The 17,785-nt window shown below is 44.4% G+C and carries 18 protein-coding genes; 4 read left to right on the top strand and 14 right to left on the bottom strand.

Going from position 1 to position 17,785, the window contains the following annotated elements; genetic code table 11:
* Window positions 1–10 precede the first annotated feature (10 nt).
* From pyrR to FFM70_RS02925, 5 genes are all read right to left on the bottom strand, one after another.
* Window positions 11–535, bottom strand: coding sequence for a bifunctional pyr operon transcriptional regulator/uracil phosphoribosyltransferase PyrR (gene pyrR / locus FFM70_RS02945; protein WP_137615349.1), 525 nt, complete (start codon window positions 533–535; stop codon window positions 11–13).
* Between the two features lie 158 nt (window positions 536–693).
* On the bottom strand, window positions 694–1,617 hold the full coding sequence (locus FFM70_RS02940) for an RluA family pseudouridine synthase (protein ID WP_137615348.1): 924 nt from the start codon (window positions 1,615–1,617) through the stop codon (window positions 694–696).
* A 20-nt stretch (window positions 1,618–1,637) separates the two neighbouring features.
* Window positions 1,638–2,087 carry a signal peptidase II gene (gene lspA, locus FFM70_RS02935; RefSeq protein WP_137615347.1) on the bottom strand — a complete coding sequence of 150 codons (450 nt, stop codon included), beginning with the start codon at window positions 2,085–2,087 and terminating at the stop codon, window positions 1,638–1,640.
* A 164-nt stretch (window positions 2,088–2,251) separates the two neighbouring features.
* The gene (locus FFM70_RS02930) at window positions 2,252–3,907 is read right to left on the bottom strand and encodes a formate--tetrahydrofolate ligase (protein WP_137615346.1); all 1,656 of its coding nucleotides are present in this window, start codon (window positions 3,905–3,907) and stop codon (window positions 2,252–2,254) included.
* A 107-nt stretch (window positions 3,908–4,014) separates the two neighbouring features.
* On the bottom strand, window positions 4,015–4,401 hold the full coding sequence (locus FFM70_RS02925; RefSeq protein ID WP_137615345.1) for an EbsA family protein: 387 nt from the start codon (window positions 4,399–4,401) through the stop codon (window positions 4,015–4,017).
* A gap of 35 nt (window positions 4,402–4,436) precedes the next feature.
* Here FFM70_RS02925 and FFM70_RS02920 point away from each other — a divergent pair, with 35 nt between their 5' ends.
* Complete coding sequence (locus FFM70_RS02920) at window positions 4,437–4,823, top strand: ribonuclease HI family protein (protein WP_137615344.1); 387 nt, start codon at window positions 4,437–4,439, stop codon at window positions 4,821–4,823.
* Here FFM70_RS02920 and FFM70_RS02915 read toward each other — a convergent pair.
* The 4 genes from FFM70_RS02915 to FFM70_RS02900 all read right to left on the bottom strand — a co-directional run bounded on the left by FFM70_RS02915 (window position 4,820) and on the right by FFM70_RS02900 (window position 9,105).
* On the bottom strand, window positions 4,820–5,929 hold the full coding sequence (locus tag FFM70_RS02915; protein WP_137615343.1) for an NAD(P)/FAD-dependent oxidoreductase: 1,110 nt from the start codon (window positions 5,927–5,929) through the stop codon (window positions 4,820–4,822). The genes FFM70_RS02920 and FFM70_RS02915 overlap by 4 nt on opposite strands.
* A 138-nt stretch (window positions 5,930–6,067) precedes the next feature.
* Window positions 6,068–7,708, bottom strand: coding sequence for a GH25 family lysozyme (locus tag FFM70_RS02910; RefSeq protein ID WP_223877423.1), 1,641 nt, complete (start codon window positions 7,706–7,708; stop codon window positions 6,068–6,070).
* A gap of 323 nt (window positions 7,709–8,031) precedes the next feature.
* Window positions 8,032–8,634: a nitroreductase family protein gene (locus FFM70_RS02905; RefSeq protein ID WP_137615341.1), complete on the bottom strand. Its 603-nt coding sequence runs from the start codon at window positions 8,632–8,634 to the stop codon at window positions 8,032–8,034.
* A 279-nt stretch (window positions 8,635–8,913) separates the two neighbouring features.
* The gene (locus tag FFM70_RS02900; RefSeq protein ID WP_137615340.1) at window positions 8,914–9,105 is read right to left on the bottom strand and encodes a hypothetical protein; all 192 of its coding nucleotides are present in this window, start codon (window positions 9,103–9,105) and stop codon (window positions 8,914–8,916) included.
* A gap of 357 nt (window positions 9,106–9,462) precedes the next feature.
* Between FFM70_RS02900 and FFM70_RS02895 the strand changes: the two genes are divergently transcribed.
* Window positions 9,463–10,584 carry a hypothetical protein gene (locus FFM70_RS02895; RefSeq protein ID WP_137615339.1) on the top strand — a complete coding sequence of 374 codons (1,122 nt, stop codon included), beginning with the start codon at window positions 9,463–9,465 and terminating at the stop codon, window positions 10,582–10,584.
* A 50-nt stretch (window positions 10,585–10,634) separates the two neighbouring features.
* Here FFM70_RS02895 and FFM70_RS02890 read toward each other — a convergent pair whose 3' ends face one another.
* Both FFM70_RS02890 and FFM70_RS02885 read right to left on the bottom strand, forming a co-directional pair.
* Window positions 10,635–11,819, bottom strand: a complete 1,185-nt coding sequence (locus FFM70_RS02890; protein WP_137615338.1) for a multidrug effflux MFS transporter — start codon at window positions 11,817–11,819, stop codon at window positions 10,635–10,637.
* Between the two features lie 393 nt (window positions 11,820–12,212).
* Window positions 12,213–13,922 (bottom strand): MFS transporter, encoded by a 1,710-nt coding sequence (locus FFM70_RS02885; RefSeq protein WP_137615337.1) that lies wholly within the window; start codon window positions 13,920–13,922, stop codon window positions 12,213–12,215.
* 95 nt (window positions 13,923–14,017) lie between these two features.
* Here FFM70_RS02885 and FFM70_RS02880 point away from each other — a divergent pair, with 95 nt between their 5' ends.
* Window positions 14,018–14,563 (top strand): TetR/AcrR family transcriptional regulator, encoded by a 546-nt coding sequence (locus FFM70_RS02880; protein WP_137615336.1) that lies wholly within the window; start codon window positions 14,018–14,020, stop codon window positions 14,561–14,563.
* Window positions 14,564–14,647: 84 nt separating this feature from the next.
* Here the strand turns inward: FFM70_RS02880 and FFM70_RS02875 are convergent, their stop codons facing one another.
* Window positions 14,648–15,805, bottom strand: a complete 1,158-nt coding sequence (locus tag FFM70_RS02875; RefSeq protein ID WP_137615335.1) for an MFS transporter — start codon at window positions 15,803–15,805, stop codon at window positions 14,648–14,650.
* Between the two features lie 154 nt (window positions 15,806–15,959).
* On the opposite strand from FFM70_RS02875, the gene FFM70_RS02870 reads away from it, so the two are divergent.
* Entirely contained in the window at window positions 15,960–16,313 is a 354-nt protein-coding gene (locus tag FFM70_RS02870) for a winged helix-turn-helix transcriptional regulator (protein WP_137615334.1), read from the top strand.
* Window positions 16,314–16,402: 89 nt separating this feature from the next.
* On the opposite strand, the gene FFM70_RS02865 is transcribed toward FFM70_RS02870, so the two are convergent.
* Together FFM70_RS02865 and FFM70_RS02860 are read right to left on the bottom strand one after the other, a co-directional pair.
* Complete coding sequence (locus FFM70_RS02865; RefSeq protein WP_137615333.1) at window positions 16,403–16,894, bottom strand: isochorismatase family protein; 492 nt, start codon at window positions 16,892–16,894, stop codon at window positions 16,403–16,405.
* An 88-nt stretch (window positions 16,895–16,982) separates the two neighbouring features.
* Window positions 16,983–17,765 carry an aminoglycoside adenylyltransferase domain-containing protein gene (locus FFM70_RS02860; RefSeq protein ID WP_137615332.1) on the bottom strand — a complete coding sequence of 261 codons (783 nt, stop codon included), beginning with the start codon at window positions 17,763–17,765 and terminating at the stop codon, window positions 16,983–16,985.
* Between the last annotated feature and the right edge of the window lie 20 nt (window positions 17,766–17,785).

Below are 17,785 nucleotides of genomic sequence, written 5' to 3'. Positions count from 1 at the left end.
AATTAATAAGCTAATTAATAATTTCAATGCCATCATGACCATCGACTTCGGTCACTGAAACTTTAATCGTTTCTTGTAAGGCAGTCGGAATGTTTTTACCGATAAAATCGGCGCGAATTGGCAACTCACGATGACCACGATCCACCAAAACAGCGAGTGAAATGCTCTGTGGCCGACCACCACCCATTAAAGCATCTAAGGCCGCACGAATCGTCCGTCCGGTAAATAACACATCATCGACTAAAATGACCCGTTTCCCAGCGACATCAAAATCCAACTGATAAGCCATCGGTGCCTGTACCGCATTCACGGGTTGATCATCACGAAACGCGGTAATATCTAATTCACCCACCGGAATCGTCGCCGTTTCCAATTGTTGTAAACGTTCACCGATTCGTTGGGCAATATAGACGCCCCGCGTTTTGATACCCACCAAGGCCACATCGTGAATGCCTTTGTTCTGTTCAATGATTTCGTAGGTGATCCGGGTCAAAGCCCGTTTCATCGCCATCGAATCAACAACTTCTTTTCGCATAACTGCCTCCCAAATTCATGTTGCCTTTTTTGAGCTACTTGCCATTACAAAGAAAGACGGTCGGACATAAGCTGTCACGACCGTCGATGAAAGTTATTGTTAACAGGTTACCTTTCAGTCTCTCTGGGCCGGATTAAAGGATTCTCATTACTGTTAGATTAATGATTCAGATCAGTTTTGTCAAGCTTTGCCAAGGTCGCTTTAAAGATTGGCGGTAATGGCGCTTCAAAGGTCAATCGTTCACCCGTTACTGGGTGCTTAAAACCTAATAAACGGGCATGCAGGAACTGGCCATGACCCTTAATCGTTTTCTTGGGACCATACAATGGGTCTCCAACTAACGGATGTCCGATCGACTGTAAATGAACGCGAATTTGATGCGTCCGACCCGTTTCCAATCGACAGGCAATCAACGTATAGTGCTGATACCGTTTCAAGACTTTGAAATGGGTCACGGCTGGCCGACCATCTGAGACAATGGCTTGTTTCTTACGATCCTTTGGTGACCGTCCTAAAGGCGCATTGATCGTCCCGGTGGTCTCTTTGATCACCCCATGGACTAACGCCGTATATTCGCGCAAGTTTGTTTTAGCTTTTAGCTGAGCCGCTAACGACCGATGCGCGTGATCATTCTTGGCGACCATCAATAGCCCCGACGTATCCTTATCGATACGATGAACGATACCTGGTCGAAATTCGCCATTGATCGTCGACAACGGACTATGATAAAGCAACGCGTTGACCAACGTCTGGTCTGGATGCCCCGGGGCAGGATGCACGACCATCCCCTGAGGCTTATTGACCACGATCACATCATCGTCTTCGTACACAATATCTAATGGAATATTTTCTGGGACCAATTCTGTCGTTTGGACCGTCTGCGCTGCCACCACGATGACATCACCAGTCTTAACTTTAGTTTTACTAGGCACTAGCTGACCGTTGACGGTAACTTGGTCCGTTTTAATCAATTTGTCTAACTGCGACCGCGTCCAAATCGTTTGGATGCCGGCTAACACCTTGTCCAAACGCCCTGCCTGATCAGTCACGGTAAACTGTTGTTCTGTTGTTGCTCCGGCCAAACAATCGACTCCTTTATCACTTACTTTTCAAGATTATCATCACGTAAAACTGCGATTAAGATCAAAATCACGCCAACGGTCAAACAGGTGTCGGCAAAATTAAAAATTGGAAAATTAATAAAATCCAATTGGAACATATCAACGACATACCCGATTCGGATTCGGTCGATGAAGTTGCCAAGTGTTCCGGCAATCATCAAGACAATCCCGAATTCGTATAACCGATGCGTCCGCAGCCGCCACAGCAAGTACACCATGACGCCCAACGCAACAATTGAAATCAAATAGAAAAAGCCCAGCTTACCTTCTAAAATACTCCAAGCCGCGCCATTATTATGTAAATTAGTTAATGACAATAACCCTGGTACTACAGCTTTAGTCGCGCCAAGCGCAATATGGCTCACAACGACTGATTTAATTATTTGGTCAATAACGACCAACACAAACATTAGCGCCCAATAAATCCACATAATTTCCCCTCACAATTCACTAAACTTGTTCAATTATACCAGACATCTCACGATTATAATATTGACTCGTATTAAATTGAAGTTAACCTAATCAATGGTCGTCGACACCAACGAAAAAATGGCCCACACGTCATACACGTGTCGACCATTTCAATTAAATTGGCTTAGAACAAGCCCGAGATTTTACCATCAGCTGTAATATCCATATCTAATGCTGCTGGATGTTTAGGCAGTCCTGGCATCGTGAGCACGTTTCCTGTCAAAGCGACGATGAAGCCTGCACCTAATTTTGGCACAAATTCACGCACTTTGATCGTGAACCCAGTTGGCGCACCCAATAATTTTGGATTATCGCTAAGTGAGTATTGCGTTTTCGCCATGCAAACGGGTAAGTTGTCCCAACCGTATTTGACAAACGACCGCAACTGACGCTTGGCCTTGCCAGAATATTCAACATTAGCGCCACCATAGATCTTCGTGACGACAGCATTGACCTTCGCTTCAATCGAATCTGACGCTGCATATAGTGGCTTAAACTCGCTCGGCTGATCGGCTAATTTCACCACCACTTTAGCCAAGTCAGTCGCACCAGCGCCACCTTGACCCCAAACATCAGCTAAGACGGCTTCGACGCCTAAGTTAGCACAGTAGTCTTTGACAGCTTGAATCTCCTGTTCGGTATCTGCCGTGAATTCATTGATGGCGACCACGACTGGCACACCGTATTGTTGCATCGCGTGAATATGATGACCAAGATTAGCAGCGCCTTGTTGCAAGGCAGCCACATTTTCAGTCCCCAAATCAGCTAGCGCCACACCACCATGCATCTTCAAGGCGCGAATTGTCGCCACAATCACAACTGCATCCGGCGCTTGGCCAACTGCCGGCACATTGATATCCATGAACTTTTCACCACCAAGGTCCGCACCGAAGCCGGCTTCAGTAACCGTGTAGTCCGCTAAATTCAAGCCAGCTTGGGTTGCTAAAACACTATTACAACCATGTGCAATATTGGCAAATGGGCCACCGTGGACCATCGCTGGGGTATGGGCTAAAGTTTGCACTAAATTAGGACGTAAGGCATCTTTCAAAAGCAAAGTGATGGCGCCACCAACTTTTAAGTCCGCAACGGTCACTGGTTGGCGATCGTGTGTATAACCGATCACGATCCGATTGATCCGGGTCTTCAAGTCTGAAATGTTTTCAGACAAGCAAAGAATGGCCATCAATTCACTAGCAACCGTAATGTCAAACCCATCTTCACGCGGCACACCCGAGGTAGGGCCACCTAAACCAATGACAATGCGCCGTAATGCCCGATCATTGATGTCTAAGGTTCGTTTCCATTGAATCCGCCGTTGATCGATTCCTAATTCGTTACCTTGTTGAATATGATTATCGATTAACGCGGCCAAAGTATTGTTGGCGGCAGTTAAAGCGTGCATATCACCCGTAAAATGAAGATTAATATCTTCCATTGGAATCACTTGTGAATAACCACCACCAGTCGCGCCACCTTTCATCCCCATCACAGGACCTAACGAAGGTTCACGCAACGCAATCATCGTTGATTTGCCAATTTTGGTCAGCGCATCGCCTAAGCCAATCGTCACTGTCGACTTACCTTCACCGGCGGGAGTTGGGTTGATCGAAGTCACTAAAATTAATTTACGTTTCGTCGACTTGCGTGGCAAAGGTAATTTGACCTTCGCCTTTGCACTCCCATATTGGTCAATTTCATCCGCCGACAAACCGGCTTTGGCTGCAATTTCGGTAATTGGTGCTGGTGTTACTTTTTGTGCAATTTCAATATCTTTCATTCAAATAGCCGCCCCTTTAATCAAGATAAGTTAATTATACCGGTTTTCAACCAAAAAAACGACTAAATCAAAACAATAGTTTTGGTTTAGTCGTGAAAGTTCGGTTATTAGTTATTTTGAGCCAAATTAATTAACTGATTACGACTTTTCTTCGGCATCAGGAAACGGTAATCATTCCCATCAATTCGGACCTGTACCCCACCTTTTACCGCTGTGATCAATTCTAGTTGATCACGTGGAATGACTAGCCAGGAACGATTAAGCACCGTGCTGAAAATCATCAGATTGCGATCAATTGTGACTTGCCGCAGTCCAATTTGGACCACGCACAAGACGATGAAGATGCCAAAAATTAAGACTAGTGGCCACTTAAGCTTCAAAGTCTCCAGCCACCAAACAATCCCAATCATTAAAATGAGCAAGGTCCAAGACCAAACGATTAGACTTGAGGCCAGATTTGGTTGATACTTAAAAGTATGTTTAGAATTATTCACAGAACCAAATTCCTTTCACAATGGAGTGAGTTTTAATGCAATTATATACGGATGCCGCAACTGAGCCCGCGACCAAACAAAGTGCCGCTGGAATCTTATTGATCGACAACGGCCACCAACAACAATTTAAACAGATTTTGCCGATGACGGACAATCATACGGCCGAATTTTTAGCCGCAATTGCGGGTTTTAAAAACTTGATAGATCATTATGGTCCCGAACAAGCCGTTTTCTTCTATACTGATAGTCAAATCGTCGCCGAAAGTGTTAGCAAAGGCTACAGTAAAAGTTTTGCGGTTGAACTACAAACGTTGCTCCACTTGCAAGACCAGTGCCAAGTTGTAATTACACAATGGATTCCCGAAAGCCAGAACCACGGTGCCCATCAGCTGGCACAACAAGGCTTACATCTGGCTCACTAATCTGCATCGTCTAAATAGGTGCTAATTGGCAACTGATAGCGATCCCAATCAGTTTGCTGACCAGTTTGCACGTAATCGGCCAATAACTTTCCAATCATCGGACCAGTCGTCAGACCAGATGACCCCAGCCCACTGGCCACTAAAATGTGCGGGTTATCTGGTAAGGGGCCAAAGAACGGCGCGAAGTCGCGTGTGTAGGCACGCGTGCCGACTTTGACCTGACTGATCTGGTCTTTGGTCAAACGACTGTCTAGCTTGACCCCACTGGCGAAGAGATCATCTTCCACCAATGCTGATTCTTGCAGATCGTAACCCATATCATTTTCATGGGTGGCACCAACCACTAACTTACTACGGGTAAACGGAATAAAATCGCGTTCGCCCTCTGGCATCAATACGGGTACATCATCACCCCAAGATTCTGGTAATTGTAGCTCAATCAGCTGCCCTTTTTGTGGACGAACGTCGGCGACGATACCCATCGGCAATAAGAGTGGTTTCAACCAAGCACCGACTGCCAAAATCAACGTATCATACGCTTGTTGACCATGTTGAGTTAACAGTTGCCCCTGATCACCTAAGGTCACTTTACCTTTATGCCGCACTAAATTACGTTTTTCAGCATATTTTAATAAATTATGCGCAAATTTATCACCGTCGACGCGCGCACCGCCACTAATAAAAACGCCTGGTTCCGGTGCCGTCAATAACGGAATCCGCTCCTGCACTTCGGTGGCAGTCAATTTTTCGATTTCTCCGATTTGAGGGGCTGCTTGGCGACGTTGAGTTGCTAGCTTGTACAGTGCATCTAAATCAGTCGGATCATGCCGCGTAACAATTGTCCCAGCCTGTTGATAAACGGAATACCCCATTTGAACCGTCTGGACAATTTCTGGATAAAGTGCCGCCCCGGCTTTTGCCAACTCATACCAACGTTGATTGCGACGCTTGGACAACCAGGGCGAAATAATACCCGCCGAGTTTTTCGTGGCTTGACCAATGCCCTCATCATAAATCGTCACGTTGAGCGTAGGATCAGCACTGAGATAAAAAGCTGTGACCGCGCCAACAATTCCACTACCAATAATCGTTACTTGTTTTTGCATATTGACACCCCTCTACAACCGTTCTAATTTCTATTCTAGCATACGCCCAATTAGTTGCGTTGGCGAACAAAACTAGTTTGACGCTTTCTTTAGAAAAAAAGCAGTAACTTGTCATGACACACAAGTTACTGCTTTTAATTAACCCAAATAATTGGTTTCTCGAACTTGAGCGGTAATATAACCGCCACCATTCAGTTGAATCCGATAGAGCTTTCCAACCTTAACAATATGACCGGTCACAACCGCATTCTTAGCGATTCTGCGACCTGATTTTTGTTTCAACTTCTTATCCCGATAAATATTAGCGTTAAATCGTAACTGGAAGCGCCCTCTAGAGCCTTGCCACCAGTAGCCCGTCACATCTTGAGAAAGGACCCACTTGTTCAAGCCAGCTAAATAAACCGCTTGTTTTGAATGGCTACGATTCATGCCACGAACCGCCGTAATGCGATATGTCTTTTGCTTAGCTTTCTTAGGCACTCTGCCCTGATCGTAATAGTGTGTGGCGGCAGAGTTTAAATAGGCATACTGACCAGCTTTGTAACTGCTATACGCATAAGTCTTGGCTGGCTTCACTTCGACAAAATTGGCCTCTTTAACTTGCGCGGTAATATAGCCGCCCCCGTTCAGTTGAACACGGTATAACCGCCCAACTTTGATGACCTTACCAGTCACCGTTGCGCCTTTAGCAATTCTGCGACCCGACTTAACCTTTAAATTTTGATCATTATAGATATTGGCATTGAAGCGCAATGTAAACCGACCTGACGCACCATTGCGCCAATAACCAGTGACATCTTGTGCTAAGACCCACTTGTTCAAACCAGCCAGATAAACAGCTTGCTTGGAGTGACTGCGATTCATTGCGTGAACCGCCGTAATCCGATAAGTATTTCGTTTGACAGATTTAGGCACTCTTGACCGATCTTCATAATTAGAGGCACCAGAATTCAAATAAGCATACTGTCCAGCAGCATAATTACTGTAAGCATAAGTCTTTGGCTTAGCTGGTTTTGGCGTCGCAGCAGGCTTTGATGTTGCGACTGCTTTAGCCGGCGCATGCGTTGCCACTCTGGCACTCTTGCCATTCGTCCACCAACTGATTGGATGGTACGCGGTCACAGAATGCCCATCAACCAAATTATTATCAAAATCAATTGGCTTACCATTGTATTTTAAACCATTAAAATGGTACGCACTCGTATATTGCCACATTGAGAATGAGACGGTAGGTCGGTATGAATAGTTGGCGATCCACTGGGCATCAAACGCGCCACGAGCCGCATTGGCGTATGTCGTGGCAAACGATTGGTACGAATAGAAGATTAACTTCTTGTTCGTTAACTTGCGCATTTCAGCGTACCAAGCTTTGACGGCGGCATTGGCGGTCCCACTACCCATGCCATTATTCGTTTCAAAATCTAACACATAGAACCGAGTATTTTTATTTGTCCGTGCGTAAAACCTTTGAGCTTCAGTTCTGGCAGCACCAGCACTTGAAAAGGTTGCAAAGTCGTATGACCCAAATGGCACACCGTACTTCACATACAAACTTTCATTACTACGATGTGTAATATCTTCATAGCCTGCCCCATATTGAACCCGGTTAATGACAAAACTAACTTGTGACTTCAAGCTCCGAACCTGCGTGGCACTCAGCCGAGTTTGCCACTCTGAAATATCTGGCACCGCTGCATCCGCCTTAGTGGCTGCCGTCCCCATTGTCAACAACATGCCAAGCGTTGCGAGCGCGAGCCCCCATCCTTTTTTTACTTTCAAACGCCATTCACCTTTCCGAAAAAACAAAATATGTAATATTTCAATCATCTTTATAATAATCTTAAAGTATGTACATTTCGCCACAAAAATATATCGGTTATTTTACATCTTGTTTACAAACCACTTAAATTTTGGGAGTTGCAACAAGCAACCTGTCGCAATTGCTAGCCAATATAGCAGACTTTAAAAAATATTAACAATTTAATAATACACAAAATTTCGCAACGGTTCAATGACAAAACTAATGAACGCAGTTAAAAACAATTATAAGCATCAAAAAAAGCCAACTAAATAAACTAGTTGACTTTCCAAACAAACTCTAATTACTCAAAAACTTTAAAACGATTGGCATCCGCCATAAATTCCTTTTCACCGGCAGGGGCTTCAATCGACCCAAATGGCATTTGACCACGTAACCGCCAATTAGCTGGAATATTGTAAGCCTTAGCGACCTGTTCATCAATCAGCGGATTGTAATGTTGTAAATTTGCACCAATCCCATTTTCAGCTAAAGCCGTCCAAACACTGTATTGTGCATTTCCTTGGGCCTGTTCAGACCAATCAGCAAAATTAGCCGCATATAATGGAAAGTCAGCTTCGTTTTGCTTCACAACCGAGGTATCAGTGAAATATAGAATCGTGCCATAAGCCGCCTTGAACCCATTCAACTTCGTTAACGTTTTTTGATAAGCTGCTTCAGTTGGCACTTCAGACTTCAACCGATCAGCAGTCATGTCCCAAAGTTGATCATGATACTGATTAAATAAGATCACTGCCCGTGTCGTTTGATTGTTAAAAGCTGAAGGGGCATTCTTGATTGCTGTTTCAATCAAGGTGACCAGGTCTGCATGTGATTCATTAACGGTTTTACCTAATGCGTAGATAGTCCGCCGGTTTGCTTGTAATTCGATAAAGTTATTTTTCATAGATAGTCAACTTCCTAATTCATATTTAATAAATTTAGTATATCACTTACTTTTAGTTAGTAAAGTGTTTTGACGCCTTAACTTAAAAAACTGCTAATCGTGGCAACGAGTCAAATGACTATTCTGCCAACTGATTACTGGTTTGAACATTATTGTTGCCGTCAAATATCAATAAACTTAGTATTGGTGCCGGTTGACTTTAGCGTGTTTTGACAATAAAGCACTCACTAGCTAGTCCTTGTCATCTTGGCTAGTCAGTGAGTGCTTACAAAAATCCAGTTAATATTCTTCAAAAAATAAGGTTGGGGTTTCAATTTCTGCATTTTGTTGTAAAATTGCTTTCCTAAAAATAACGTCATCTTGTTGAATGACCACCTGCTTCAAAAATTCATCTGGCAGTCGATCTAAGAATTGTTTCAATTCTAGTGCCGTTAAGTGTTTGGCTTTCTCGCCATCTAGTTCGATAAACATCTCGCTCAATTCCTCCGTATCTCTATTGCCGAGTTTAAAACCGCACTATTTTTGCGGAATCACCCTAATCTCCTTGTTTGTCAGTCATGCATTATCAACTTAAAACTAACCACTAACAGTAGTCATTCCGACGAACAATTAAATAGTATACAATGATTGCGCTGAAAAGCGACCGGTCATAGGCTCATTAGTTAGCGCCGTTAACTTTTTCTTAATTCGCCGAACACTAATCCATACCCCAACGTACAGAGAATTTAAGAAAATCTCAAGGTTTACAGATTGACCCATTTTAGGCGATAATTAGTTTTACACTGAAATAAGTGTCACACTATAATTTATTTTAAAGGAATTACGTCTATGTCAATTATGATCTATACCATTATCGCAATCGTCCTATTAATCGTCAGCGGCGGTTTGTTTTATCTCAACTGGCAACGACCTTATCTGGAACCAACCACTGCCCCGAAAAATCAAGCAGCTAAGTTAAGATTGCAGCGTCAGGCGCGTCAATCGGCCACTGCTGCGTCATCAAAGGGTAATTTGAACTTTCTTATTAGCCAGATCAGTCTCTGGCTTGGCCTCATTTCTTGGCTCGTCAGTTTTTATCTACTAGAAACGAAACTTGATCTGCTAGTTGTGTCTACCCGCGTCTCGTGGATCAGTGCCGTCTTGATGGTCGCTGGTGCCGCCTTGCTAATGGTTTACCCATTAGTTTGGTCGAGCACGCACTACCATTATTGGACAGCCCAGTCGCTTGCAAAGCAACCTTTCGTGTTAGTCAACGGTAAGCGTTTCAAACACTATCGTCAACGCCAGATCTGGGGAACCTTTGCCATCGCTGTGGCTGGCTTGCTTTTCTGGACTGTCCGCATTTTGGCAACTGGCACTGAACCAGTGATTGGGTTTCAAGATTTGATCATGGCACTCATTGCAGCAATTCCAATCATTGCGTTGGTCGTCGGCCTGGCGCAACTTCCTTATTTGAGCCAGAATCGCTACCTGATCATGACCAGTCAAGAAGTTCGGTTTGGTCAACGCCATTACCAGGCAACTAAAGCCTTGATCAAACATCAGCCCAAACTAAAAGCCAAGATAATCACCGTGCAGTCGATTCGCCTGGTTGGTTATGTCTTAGGCTTAGTCTCATTTTGGATCGTCTACCGCAATATCGTCGCTCCCGCTTTCTCGGTTGACTTAACGGCCGTCTTTCCAGCCGCAATTGTTGCGTTAGTGGCACTCTGTTGCGTCGCCGGGGTCGGCTTCTTCTGGCCACAACATAATTACGATTATCTGCATAGCTTAGATACGACCAATTTACCCTTTAAGATTGCAGCACCAGAAACTTTTGCTCGTTTTAATTACCATTTACGGTTTTTCCACCTTGCAACCACGATTATCTGGATTGCCATTTGGCTAACCATCTTGGGGAGTTACTATTATCTCACCTTGATGGCGGCCTACAGTAGTTACAGTTACTAACAAGGGGGCGAAAAAAGGCGCTCGTGCATTTTTGCATGAGCGCCTTTAACTTATCTCAATAGCCCTTTTTTCAACGTTGGATAATAACTAATAAACATTAACCCACTGAGCCCCAATAAATAACTTGGTAAGCTTAAAATGGTCCCGTTGTGGCAAACGCTCATCAAATACGTCAGCAGACTAACAACCAAATAATAACCCAAACTGAACCAACCACTAGCTCGCCCCATGATGGCCTCATAACCAATCAAAGCACGATTCAAACAATTGGGTAATGCAATATTCAAGCCCAAGAAAGTGAAGAAGATTCCTACTAGCATTAACCCTGCATCATCTAAATGTGCAGCCAACAACAAGCCGCCCCCAGCCAGCACACTAAGCCCCAATCCTGCGAAGACCAGTTGTTCTGGGAGATAGCGCGTTAACAGTCGTGTAACTAACAGTGCGCCGCTTAAACTGGCCGCAGCTAAAATCAACCCTAGCCAGCCATATTGTAAGCTTGAAAAACCAAAATGGCCTTCAAAGACAAAGGGTGCTTCCGCGTAATAACTGAACAAGCACCCATTGATTCCACCAATCAACCAACCATATTCCCAAACGACTGGATCACGGGCTAGTCGCTTCAATTCGGCCCGAGTAACTTGGCGAGTCGGTCGTATCAGCGTCATTGGGCGCGTTTCTGGCAAACGCCAACCACTGTACAGCAAGATTGAGCTCGCCATCATGATCAGCGTACTGAAGACTTGCCGATACCCAAACCAAGTTTGCACTAACCCACCTATCAAGGGTCCTAAAGCTGGTGCTAAGGCCATTGCAGCGCTCGTTTGTGCAAATATCCGCGCGCCGGTCACACCAGTAAAACTCTCACGCATAATAGTTTGCGTCACCACTGAACCAGCACTCGCACCAAAAGCTTGGATGCAACGCCAAGCGAGTAGCCATGTGAAATTGGTACTAGCAAACAGACCAACGTTGCCAAACAAATAAACCACGATTCCGGCTAACATGGCCGGTCGCCGTCCCAACTGATCTGCAAGCTGGCCCCAAACAAGTACGCCAATTGCAAAAGCAATAAAGTAACTACTCATCGTCAGCTGAACCTGACTCGCACTGACCTGCATCGCACGACTTAAAGCCGGCAAAACGGGGGTAAAGATCGATTCACTGATCTGTGGGAAACCAACTAATATAATAATTAAACCTAAAGATGGTCCTTTTTTCCGGACGTTTTTCATGAAACATTTCTCCTAAAATTTAATCTACGGAAAAACGTCCCCGACCATCTACAGCGACACAAACCAATATCTGCGCATACGCCATGGTCGTCACCTCATTTCTATCTTGAAACAGCATACCGAAAGTTCTGTCAGTTGTCAAAATTGTCTATAGCAATTAGTTTCATCAACAGCCGTCTGGACTTAATCAGTTCAAATTGGGCAATGCAAGTTATTACTAGAGTCACCATCTATGATAATACTGCGATCCACCGACGCCTCGGTAATGAGTCCTCACAAGCGTGATTCAAAAACACCACTGACTGCTTGGGCTAAAACCCATTTATTCAAACGGAATCACTTTTCAACAGCCGCAGTGAAATGCTAAGATATCAGTGTGTCATTCAATACCGGTCATCTGTGGTTAATCCGGTTTAAATAATTACGACGTCGTTCAAAAAAAACAATCGTTCCCAACATCAATACCGTGAATGGCAACGCCGTCTGATAGGGTTTGATAAAGGCCTGGGTTATTTCGACTTTCGTCTGATGCTTAATTTTTCGAACAGCTGGAATCAAACGCTGATTGGTTCGCCGAACTTGGCGCATCACCGCCTGACTAACCTTTAGATGAACTTGCGCCTTCACTGTGGTTGTGGCGGCCATTAACCGTTGACGCTTCAACGCCGCCACATAACCGGCCGCAATCAACTTACGCGTCATTCTGGCTGTGATTGGTGGCTGAACCGTTTTACTAGGTGACTTTCCGCTCGCCAGTTGGGCTCTGACCTTGGCCAGTGTATCCTGTTTGGCTTTTGAGGATACAGCCAGCGTCGCAACCTCCTCTTGGGCAGTTTGCCAAATATGATTTTTAGCGGTCACCAGATTGGTAGATAAGGCTGAAACAAAAATTGCAACAGCTAGTGAAGTCCCAATTTGACGGAAAACACCGATCACACTTTGTGAAGCCGTCAAGAGGTCACCCGTAAAATCTGCCGCTGCCAACACTGTAATTGGGCCAATGATGATGCCGTAGCCACCACCGATTAAAATTTCAGCTAACATCACTTGCAAGTAGTTATTTGGGTCCATGACACTGAGTTGCCAATACCCACCAATCATCGCCAATGATCCAAGTCCAATCACGGTCCGCGGACCAACTTTTGTCAAAAATAAACCACTCACCGGTGAACAGCCAAAAATCATGATTGAAGCGGGCGTAATCATCAACGCCGCCATCAACTCAGACTTGGCTTGAACTCTCGTAAAAAAACTAGGCATCAAAACAAGCAACGCTACCAAAAAAATTCCTGAAATAATGGTCACAATTGCGGCACCATCAAATTGACGATTTTTAAATAGGTCTAAAGGAATCATCGGCTGTGCAACCTTGGTCTCAACAATGATAAAGCCCAGCAAAGCCAAAATGCTCATCAAGCCAAGGCTGATGATTACTAAACTCGTCCAACCCCAATCACTGCCCTTGACGAGGACCAAAGTCAGACTGGCCAGCGTCAACATAGAAAGCCCACTACCCAAGAAATCCAGTTTAACTGTTTGCCGCTTCACTGGCTGTCGGTCTAGAAGTAGCCAACAACCAATCAGCGCAACGATTACCAATGGTACATTGAGCAGAAAAATCCCCCGCCAGCCAAACAGTTGCGTCACTACGCCACCAATCGTTGGTCCTAGTGCCGCTGCTAAACCTTGTGTCACACCAAGAATGGCAATTGCACCAGTTCGATGTTCAAGTGATACCGCTTGAATGCCAATCGTCATGCTGGCTGGGAAGACAATCGCGGCACCAACACTTTGAATGCTACGACCAATAATCAATCCACTCACACTGCCAGCGATACCAGAACTTAATGACCCTAACAGGAACAACCCCAGTCCAATCAGATAAATTTTTGTCCGGCCATACAATTCTGCAAGCCGCCCCAATGGGATGCTCAGACTGGCAAATAAAATCGTATAACTATTCAACGCCCAAGATAAATGGGTTAAATCAGTGTCCAGTCCCGTTTGAATGGCCGGTAATGCAATATTCATTACCGTTGTATCTAGCATACATAAAAAGATACCCAGCCCCATCATAAAAATAACTTTTGTCGATTTACTCATGATTTAATTCCCCCTCAAAGTGTTACTCGCAAGTATAAAGGGGAACAATCGCCAGCGTAAATCTTTAGATTACAGAAAGTGAGTTTTTGTTAACTATGAGTCCACAGGAACGGAAACAACATAATCTAACGGCAATCTATCAGGCTTTGTTAACATTGATGTCCCGTAAACCAATTAGTTTGATTTCAATCACCGAGTTGTGTCAAGCCGCCCATGTTTCGCGAACCTATTTTTATAAAAATTTTGGTCACTTCGATCAGATCATCACTGCCTTTCAGCAGCAATACATGTTACATTATTTGCGCGAATTGCCTAACACACCGAAAATCACTTTGGCACAATTGATGACCCATTACTTTGAAATTATTCAGCAAGATGCCGCAAACAACCGACTGCTCATTCAAAATGGTAAAAGTTTGATTTTTACCGCAACCTTTCAAACAGTCTTTACGGCGCTCATTCACCAAGATCGCATCGAAGCAAGCGATCGGAATAGCTTAACCGCACCCTATTATCTAGAATTTTTTTCTGGGGCAGTCGTCAATCTGGCAATAACTTGGCTACAACATGATTTTCCTGAACCCGCTAGCTATCTAGCGCAACAAGTCGTCTATTTTGCCAAAAAGGGCCCTAGTGATTAAACTGCAAACTAACCCCGTCGCGCCAACAGATGCCTGATACAATATCCTGTTAAAATCGAAAGTTCATTTTTTCAACACCTAATATCAGCACAATAAATGACCTAATCCAGCCGCCAAGCTCTGCATGACAATCGCAAACCAGACAATGACAGTAAACCCACCAATCGGATAGTAGAGACCACCCAACCATGAACCCAAGCTTAGACCAAGGTACAAGACAGCACTGTTTAAAGCCATGACGGTTGTCCGTTGGTTCTGAGCATGCGCGACTAAATAAGTCGATAATGCCGGTACGCCTAGCCCCTGCACCAACGCTAACCCCATCAGTGAAATAATAAACCCTATGAGCCACTGATGACTAAATATCAAGCCTAAAAGACAACCAACCGATAGCCAACCATTCAAGTAAACACTCTTGGCCGCACCAAGCTTAGTTGTGACCACACCGCTAAAAAAACTAGCGCTAAAATTGCTCAACCCATAAGCAACAAACACCAGCCCAGTCTGACCGGTGCTGAAGTGCCAACTCAATGCAATTTTAGAGCCTAAAAAGGTATAGATACTGTAAAATCCTAACATCCAAACAAAATTGACACCAAGCGCTAAAATCACTGTTTTTAAGTGCCAAACTTTTTTGAAGGACTCCCAATAATTCAACGGTTCTCTTTTGACCAAACGCAACATCGGCACCCAGATGATTACACCGGTACCCGCCAACATCGCCATTCCAATCAAACCGTAAAAGACCAACCGCCAGTTGGTTAACTGTGTGACCCAAGCACCCAGTGGTACCCCAATTGCGATCGATAACGATAGGGCGGCCATCGTCATCCCCATTACATGCGCCAATCGGTTTCCAGAAAAATGCTCACCCAACGTCGCCCAAACATTGGGTAGCGTCAAAGCCGCACCAATTCCCGCTACCAGCCGTGCGAAAATGAACCCAATTAAAGTTGAAGTCAGTGCACATGCCAAACTACCCGTTACAAACACACCGCAGCCAATCAACAAGAGTATTTTCTTCGGATAACGATCACCCAGCGGCCCGAAAAAAGGCGCCCCAGCCGCATAACCCACCGCGTAACTAGTGACAGCCAACGCGGTGTGACCAATTGTGACATGAAATTGTTGCGCTAAAACAGGCAACAACGGCGAAATAATGAACGAATCTGCCCCCATCACAAAAACAATCATAAATAAGCTGCCAACCATCAAATTTGGTCGAAATCGACTAGCGAGCATCCAATCATCCCCTTGTGACGACCATTGTAAAACTACGATGGATTCACACAAGACGGGAATTAAATGTAACTTACCGAACCCATCATAATTTTTGTTTTAATTTTCACACTGGCTTAAACTGACTTTACAAAACGCATCAAAGAAAGGACCTATCATGAACGCACTGACCGCAACTAATCGCCACACTGAGCCCTGTCCACTGGATAGTACGATTCAAATCTTATCCGGAAAATGGAAGTCCATCATTTTATGTCGACTCATGAAAAAAGACCAGCATTTCACCGAGCTACTCGTTTCTTTAACTGGCTGCACGCGACGAATGTTGGCCTTGCAACTCAAGCAACTCCTCGATGACCAAATCATCACCAAGACCATCGATAAAGAAACTTCACCAATAACAACTAGTTATCGGCTCACGCCATTGGGCAAATCTTTAATTCCAGTCATTATGACCATGGATGACTGGGGACAGCACTATCTCAACCAACTTAAGTTAGCGGAAAAATAGCCAAAGTCATCAGTTATAATGACAGGCTGATCCTTCATCGTCCGTTCAAAAAATGCCACACAGTCAACCGCCTGTGTGGCATTTTGAGGCTAGTCTGATAATAATGTGGCAAAAGACCCATCCCAGATACTTTCGTGATGTCGACGAATCTGTGCCGCAGTTAAACCGTTCGCATCATATGTCGTGCTGTGCCCCGTCAGAGTCACCATTTTGAACCCTCGCGAGTGACCGACACGAATCGCCGTATCCACGCAATACTCGGTTTGCAACCCACAAACCTCAACCGTTTCAGCCGACAAATGTCGTAAATAGTCGGTCAGACCAGTCTCATAAAATGAATCTGAATGATTTTTCAAAATGACCCGGTCTGTCGCATGCCGTTGCAAGTCAGCGGCTAATTGCCAGTTCCAACTGCCATAGACTAACTCATCATCCGTATGTTGCATGAAAATAACTGGCCGATGGTTCGTATGGTAGACCGTTAAACGCTGATTGATCCGCTTCAGAATCGCTGCGTAACCCACCGTATCACTGAGACCATTTTGCATATCGATAACCAATAAAACATCACTAATCGTCATTAAAAAAACATCTCCTAACAAAAGATTGTAGATTACAATTAGAAAGTAATTTCATTTATTGCAACTAATTGTATTATGCAGTTTCTTTCTAATTCACTAATTCTCTTTTGATCTCCATTAATAGCCATGTCGCAAATTCCGTTAGGTCTTCTTCAGAATATTGACTTAAATCCTGCGTTGCATTATCACGATAAGCCGCCAACGCCGCTTCAATCAAAGCGTGATACCGACTTGGCAACCGTGTTAGCCCCCATTGACCACCACCAGCTTTTGACAAAATCAGTTTCTCGCGATGATAAGCAAGGACCCGACACAGATTTAAAATCGTATACATGGGGTGTTCAACAATCGTTTGAGGGGCATCCGCCACATCAAACATCAGACTGTTCCAATAGTCAGCTACAGGAACTGGGCTAAATACTGTCGCAATCGGTGGTCCAACCAAGACTTTGCCGGCCTTAGTTAGAATCGTCAAATGTGCAGCCAAATCTGGATCGGTCCCGGTCATGGCTTCAATGTAGTGGTTTGGATTAGCCATATAATCTGAATAGTGCATTTTTGAAAAATGAAAGTCAAACGGTAACGGCTGTTTAAAGTGCTGCGTATCTGCTAGTAGCAGAACATGGAACTCTAATCCTTTAGCTGGTGATAACGGCCATAAGTCTGTAATCGTCTTGGTCATTAAAGCCTGTTTTGCCGTGAAACTCAACGGCCGTTTGATCACGATAACGTAATCCAAATCACTAACTTGTTCATTGTACGAGCCCAATGCATAGGAACCATGCAAATAGATTCCGACTAAATTTTCTGCCAAGAGCTCAGTTGTTTCAACCTTTAGCTTATTCAACAACTCACTAGTTCTGTTGGACAATCAACTCATTCCTTTCACCA

It is taken from the genome of Lactiplantibacillus nangangensis, assembly GCF_005405065.1.
Lineage (GTDB): Bacteria > Bacillota > Bacilli > Lactobacillales > Lactobacillaceae > Lactiplantibacillus > Lactiplantibacillus nangangensis.
Note: the sequence above shows the minus strand (reverse complement) of the source record. Positions and strands in the feature narration are given on the sequence as shown.

Coding starts and splice junctions, on each gene's coding strand:
- FFM70_RS02890 (WP_137615338.1), bottom strand. CDS start 11,819: ATGAAAAACGTCCGGAAAAAAGGACCATCTTTAGGTTTAATTATTATA.
- FFM70_RS02905 (WP_137615341.1), bottom strand. CDS start 8,634: ATGAAAAATAACTTTATCGAATTACAAGCAAACCGGCGGACTATCTAC.
- FFM70_RS02880 (WP_137615336.1), top strand. CDS start 14,018: ATGAGTCCACAGGAACGGAAACAACATAATCTAACGGCAATCTATCAG.
- FFM70_RS02930 (WP_137615346.1), bottom strand. CDS start 3,907: ATGAAAGATATTGAAATTGCACAAAAAGTAACACCAGCACCAATTACC.
- FFM70_RS02875 (WP_137615335.1), bottom strand. CDS start 15,805: ATGCTCGCTAGTCGATTTCGACCAAATTTGATGGTTGGCAGCTTATTT.
- FFM70_RS02920 (WP_137615344.1), top strand. CDS start 4,437: ATGCAATTATATACGGATGCCGCAACTGAGCCCGCGACCAAACAAAGT.
- FFM70_RS02895 (WP_137615339.1), top strand. CDS start 9,463: ATGTCAATTATGATCTATACCATTATCGCAATCGTCCTATTAATCGTC.
- FFM70_RS02885 (WP_137615337.1), bottom strand. CDS start 13,922: ATGAGTAAATCGACAAAAGTTATTTTTATGATGGGGCTGGGTATCTTT.
- FFM70_RS02900 (WP_137615340.1), bottom strand. CDS start 9,105: ATGTTTATCGAACTAGATGGCGAGAAAGCCAAACACTTAACGGCACTA.
- FFM70_RS02865 (WP_137615333.1), bottom strand. CDS start 16,894: ATGACGATTAGTGATGTTTTATTGGTTATCGATATGCAAAATGGTCTC.
- FFM70_RS02870 (WP_137615334.1), top strand. CDS start 15,960: ATGAACGCACTGACCGCAACTAATCGCCACACTGAGCCCTGTCCACTG.
- FFM70_RS02915 (WP_137615343.1), bottom strand. CDS start 5,929: ATGCAAAAACAAGTAACGATTATTGGTAGTGGAATTGTTGGCGCGGTC.
- lspA (WP_137615347.1), bottom strand. CDS start 2,087: ATGTGGATTTATTGGGCGCTAATGTTTGTGTTGGTCGTTATTGACCAA.
- pyrR (WP_137615349.1), bottom strand. CDS start 535: ATGCGAAAAGAAGTTGTTGATTCGATGGCGATGAAACGGGCTTTGACC.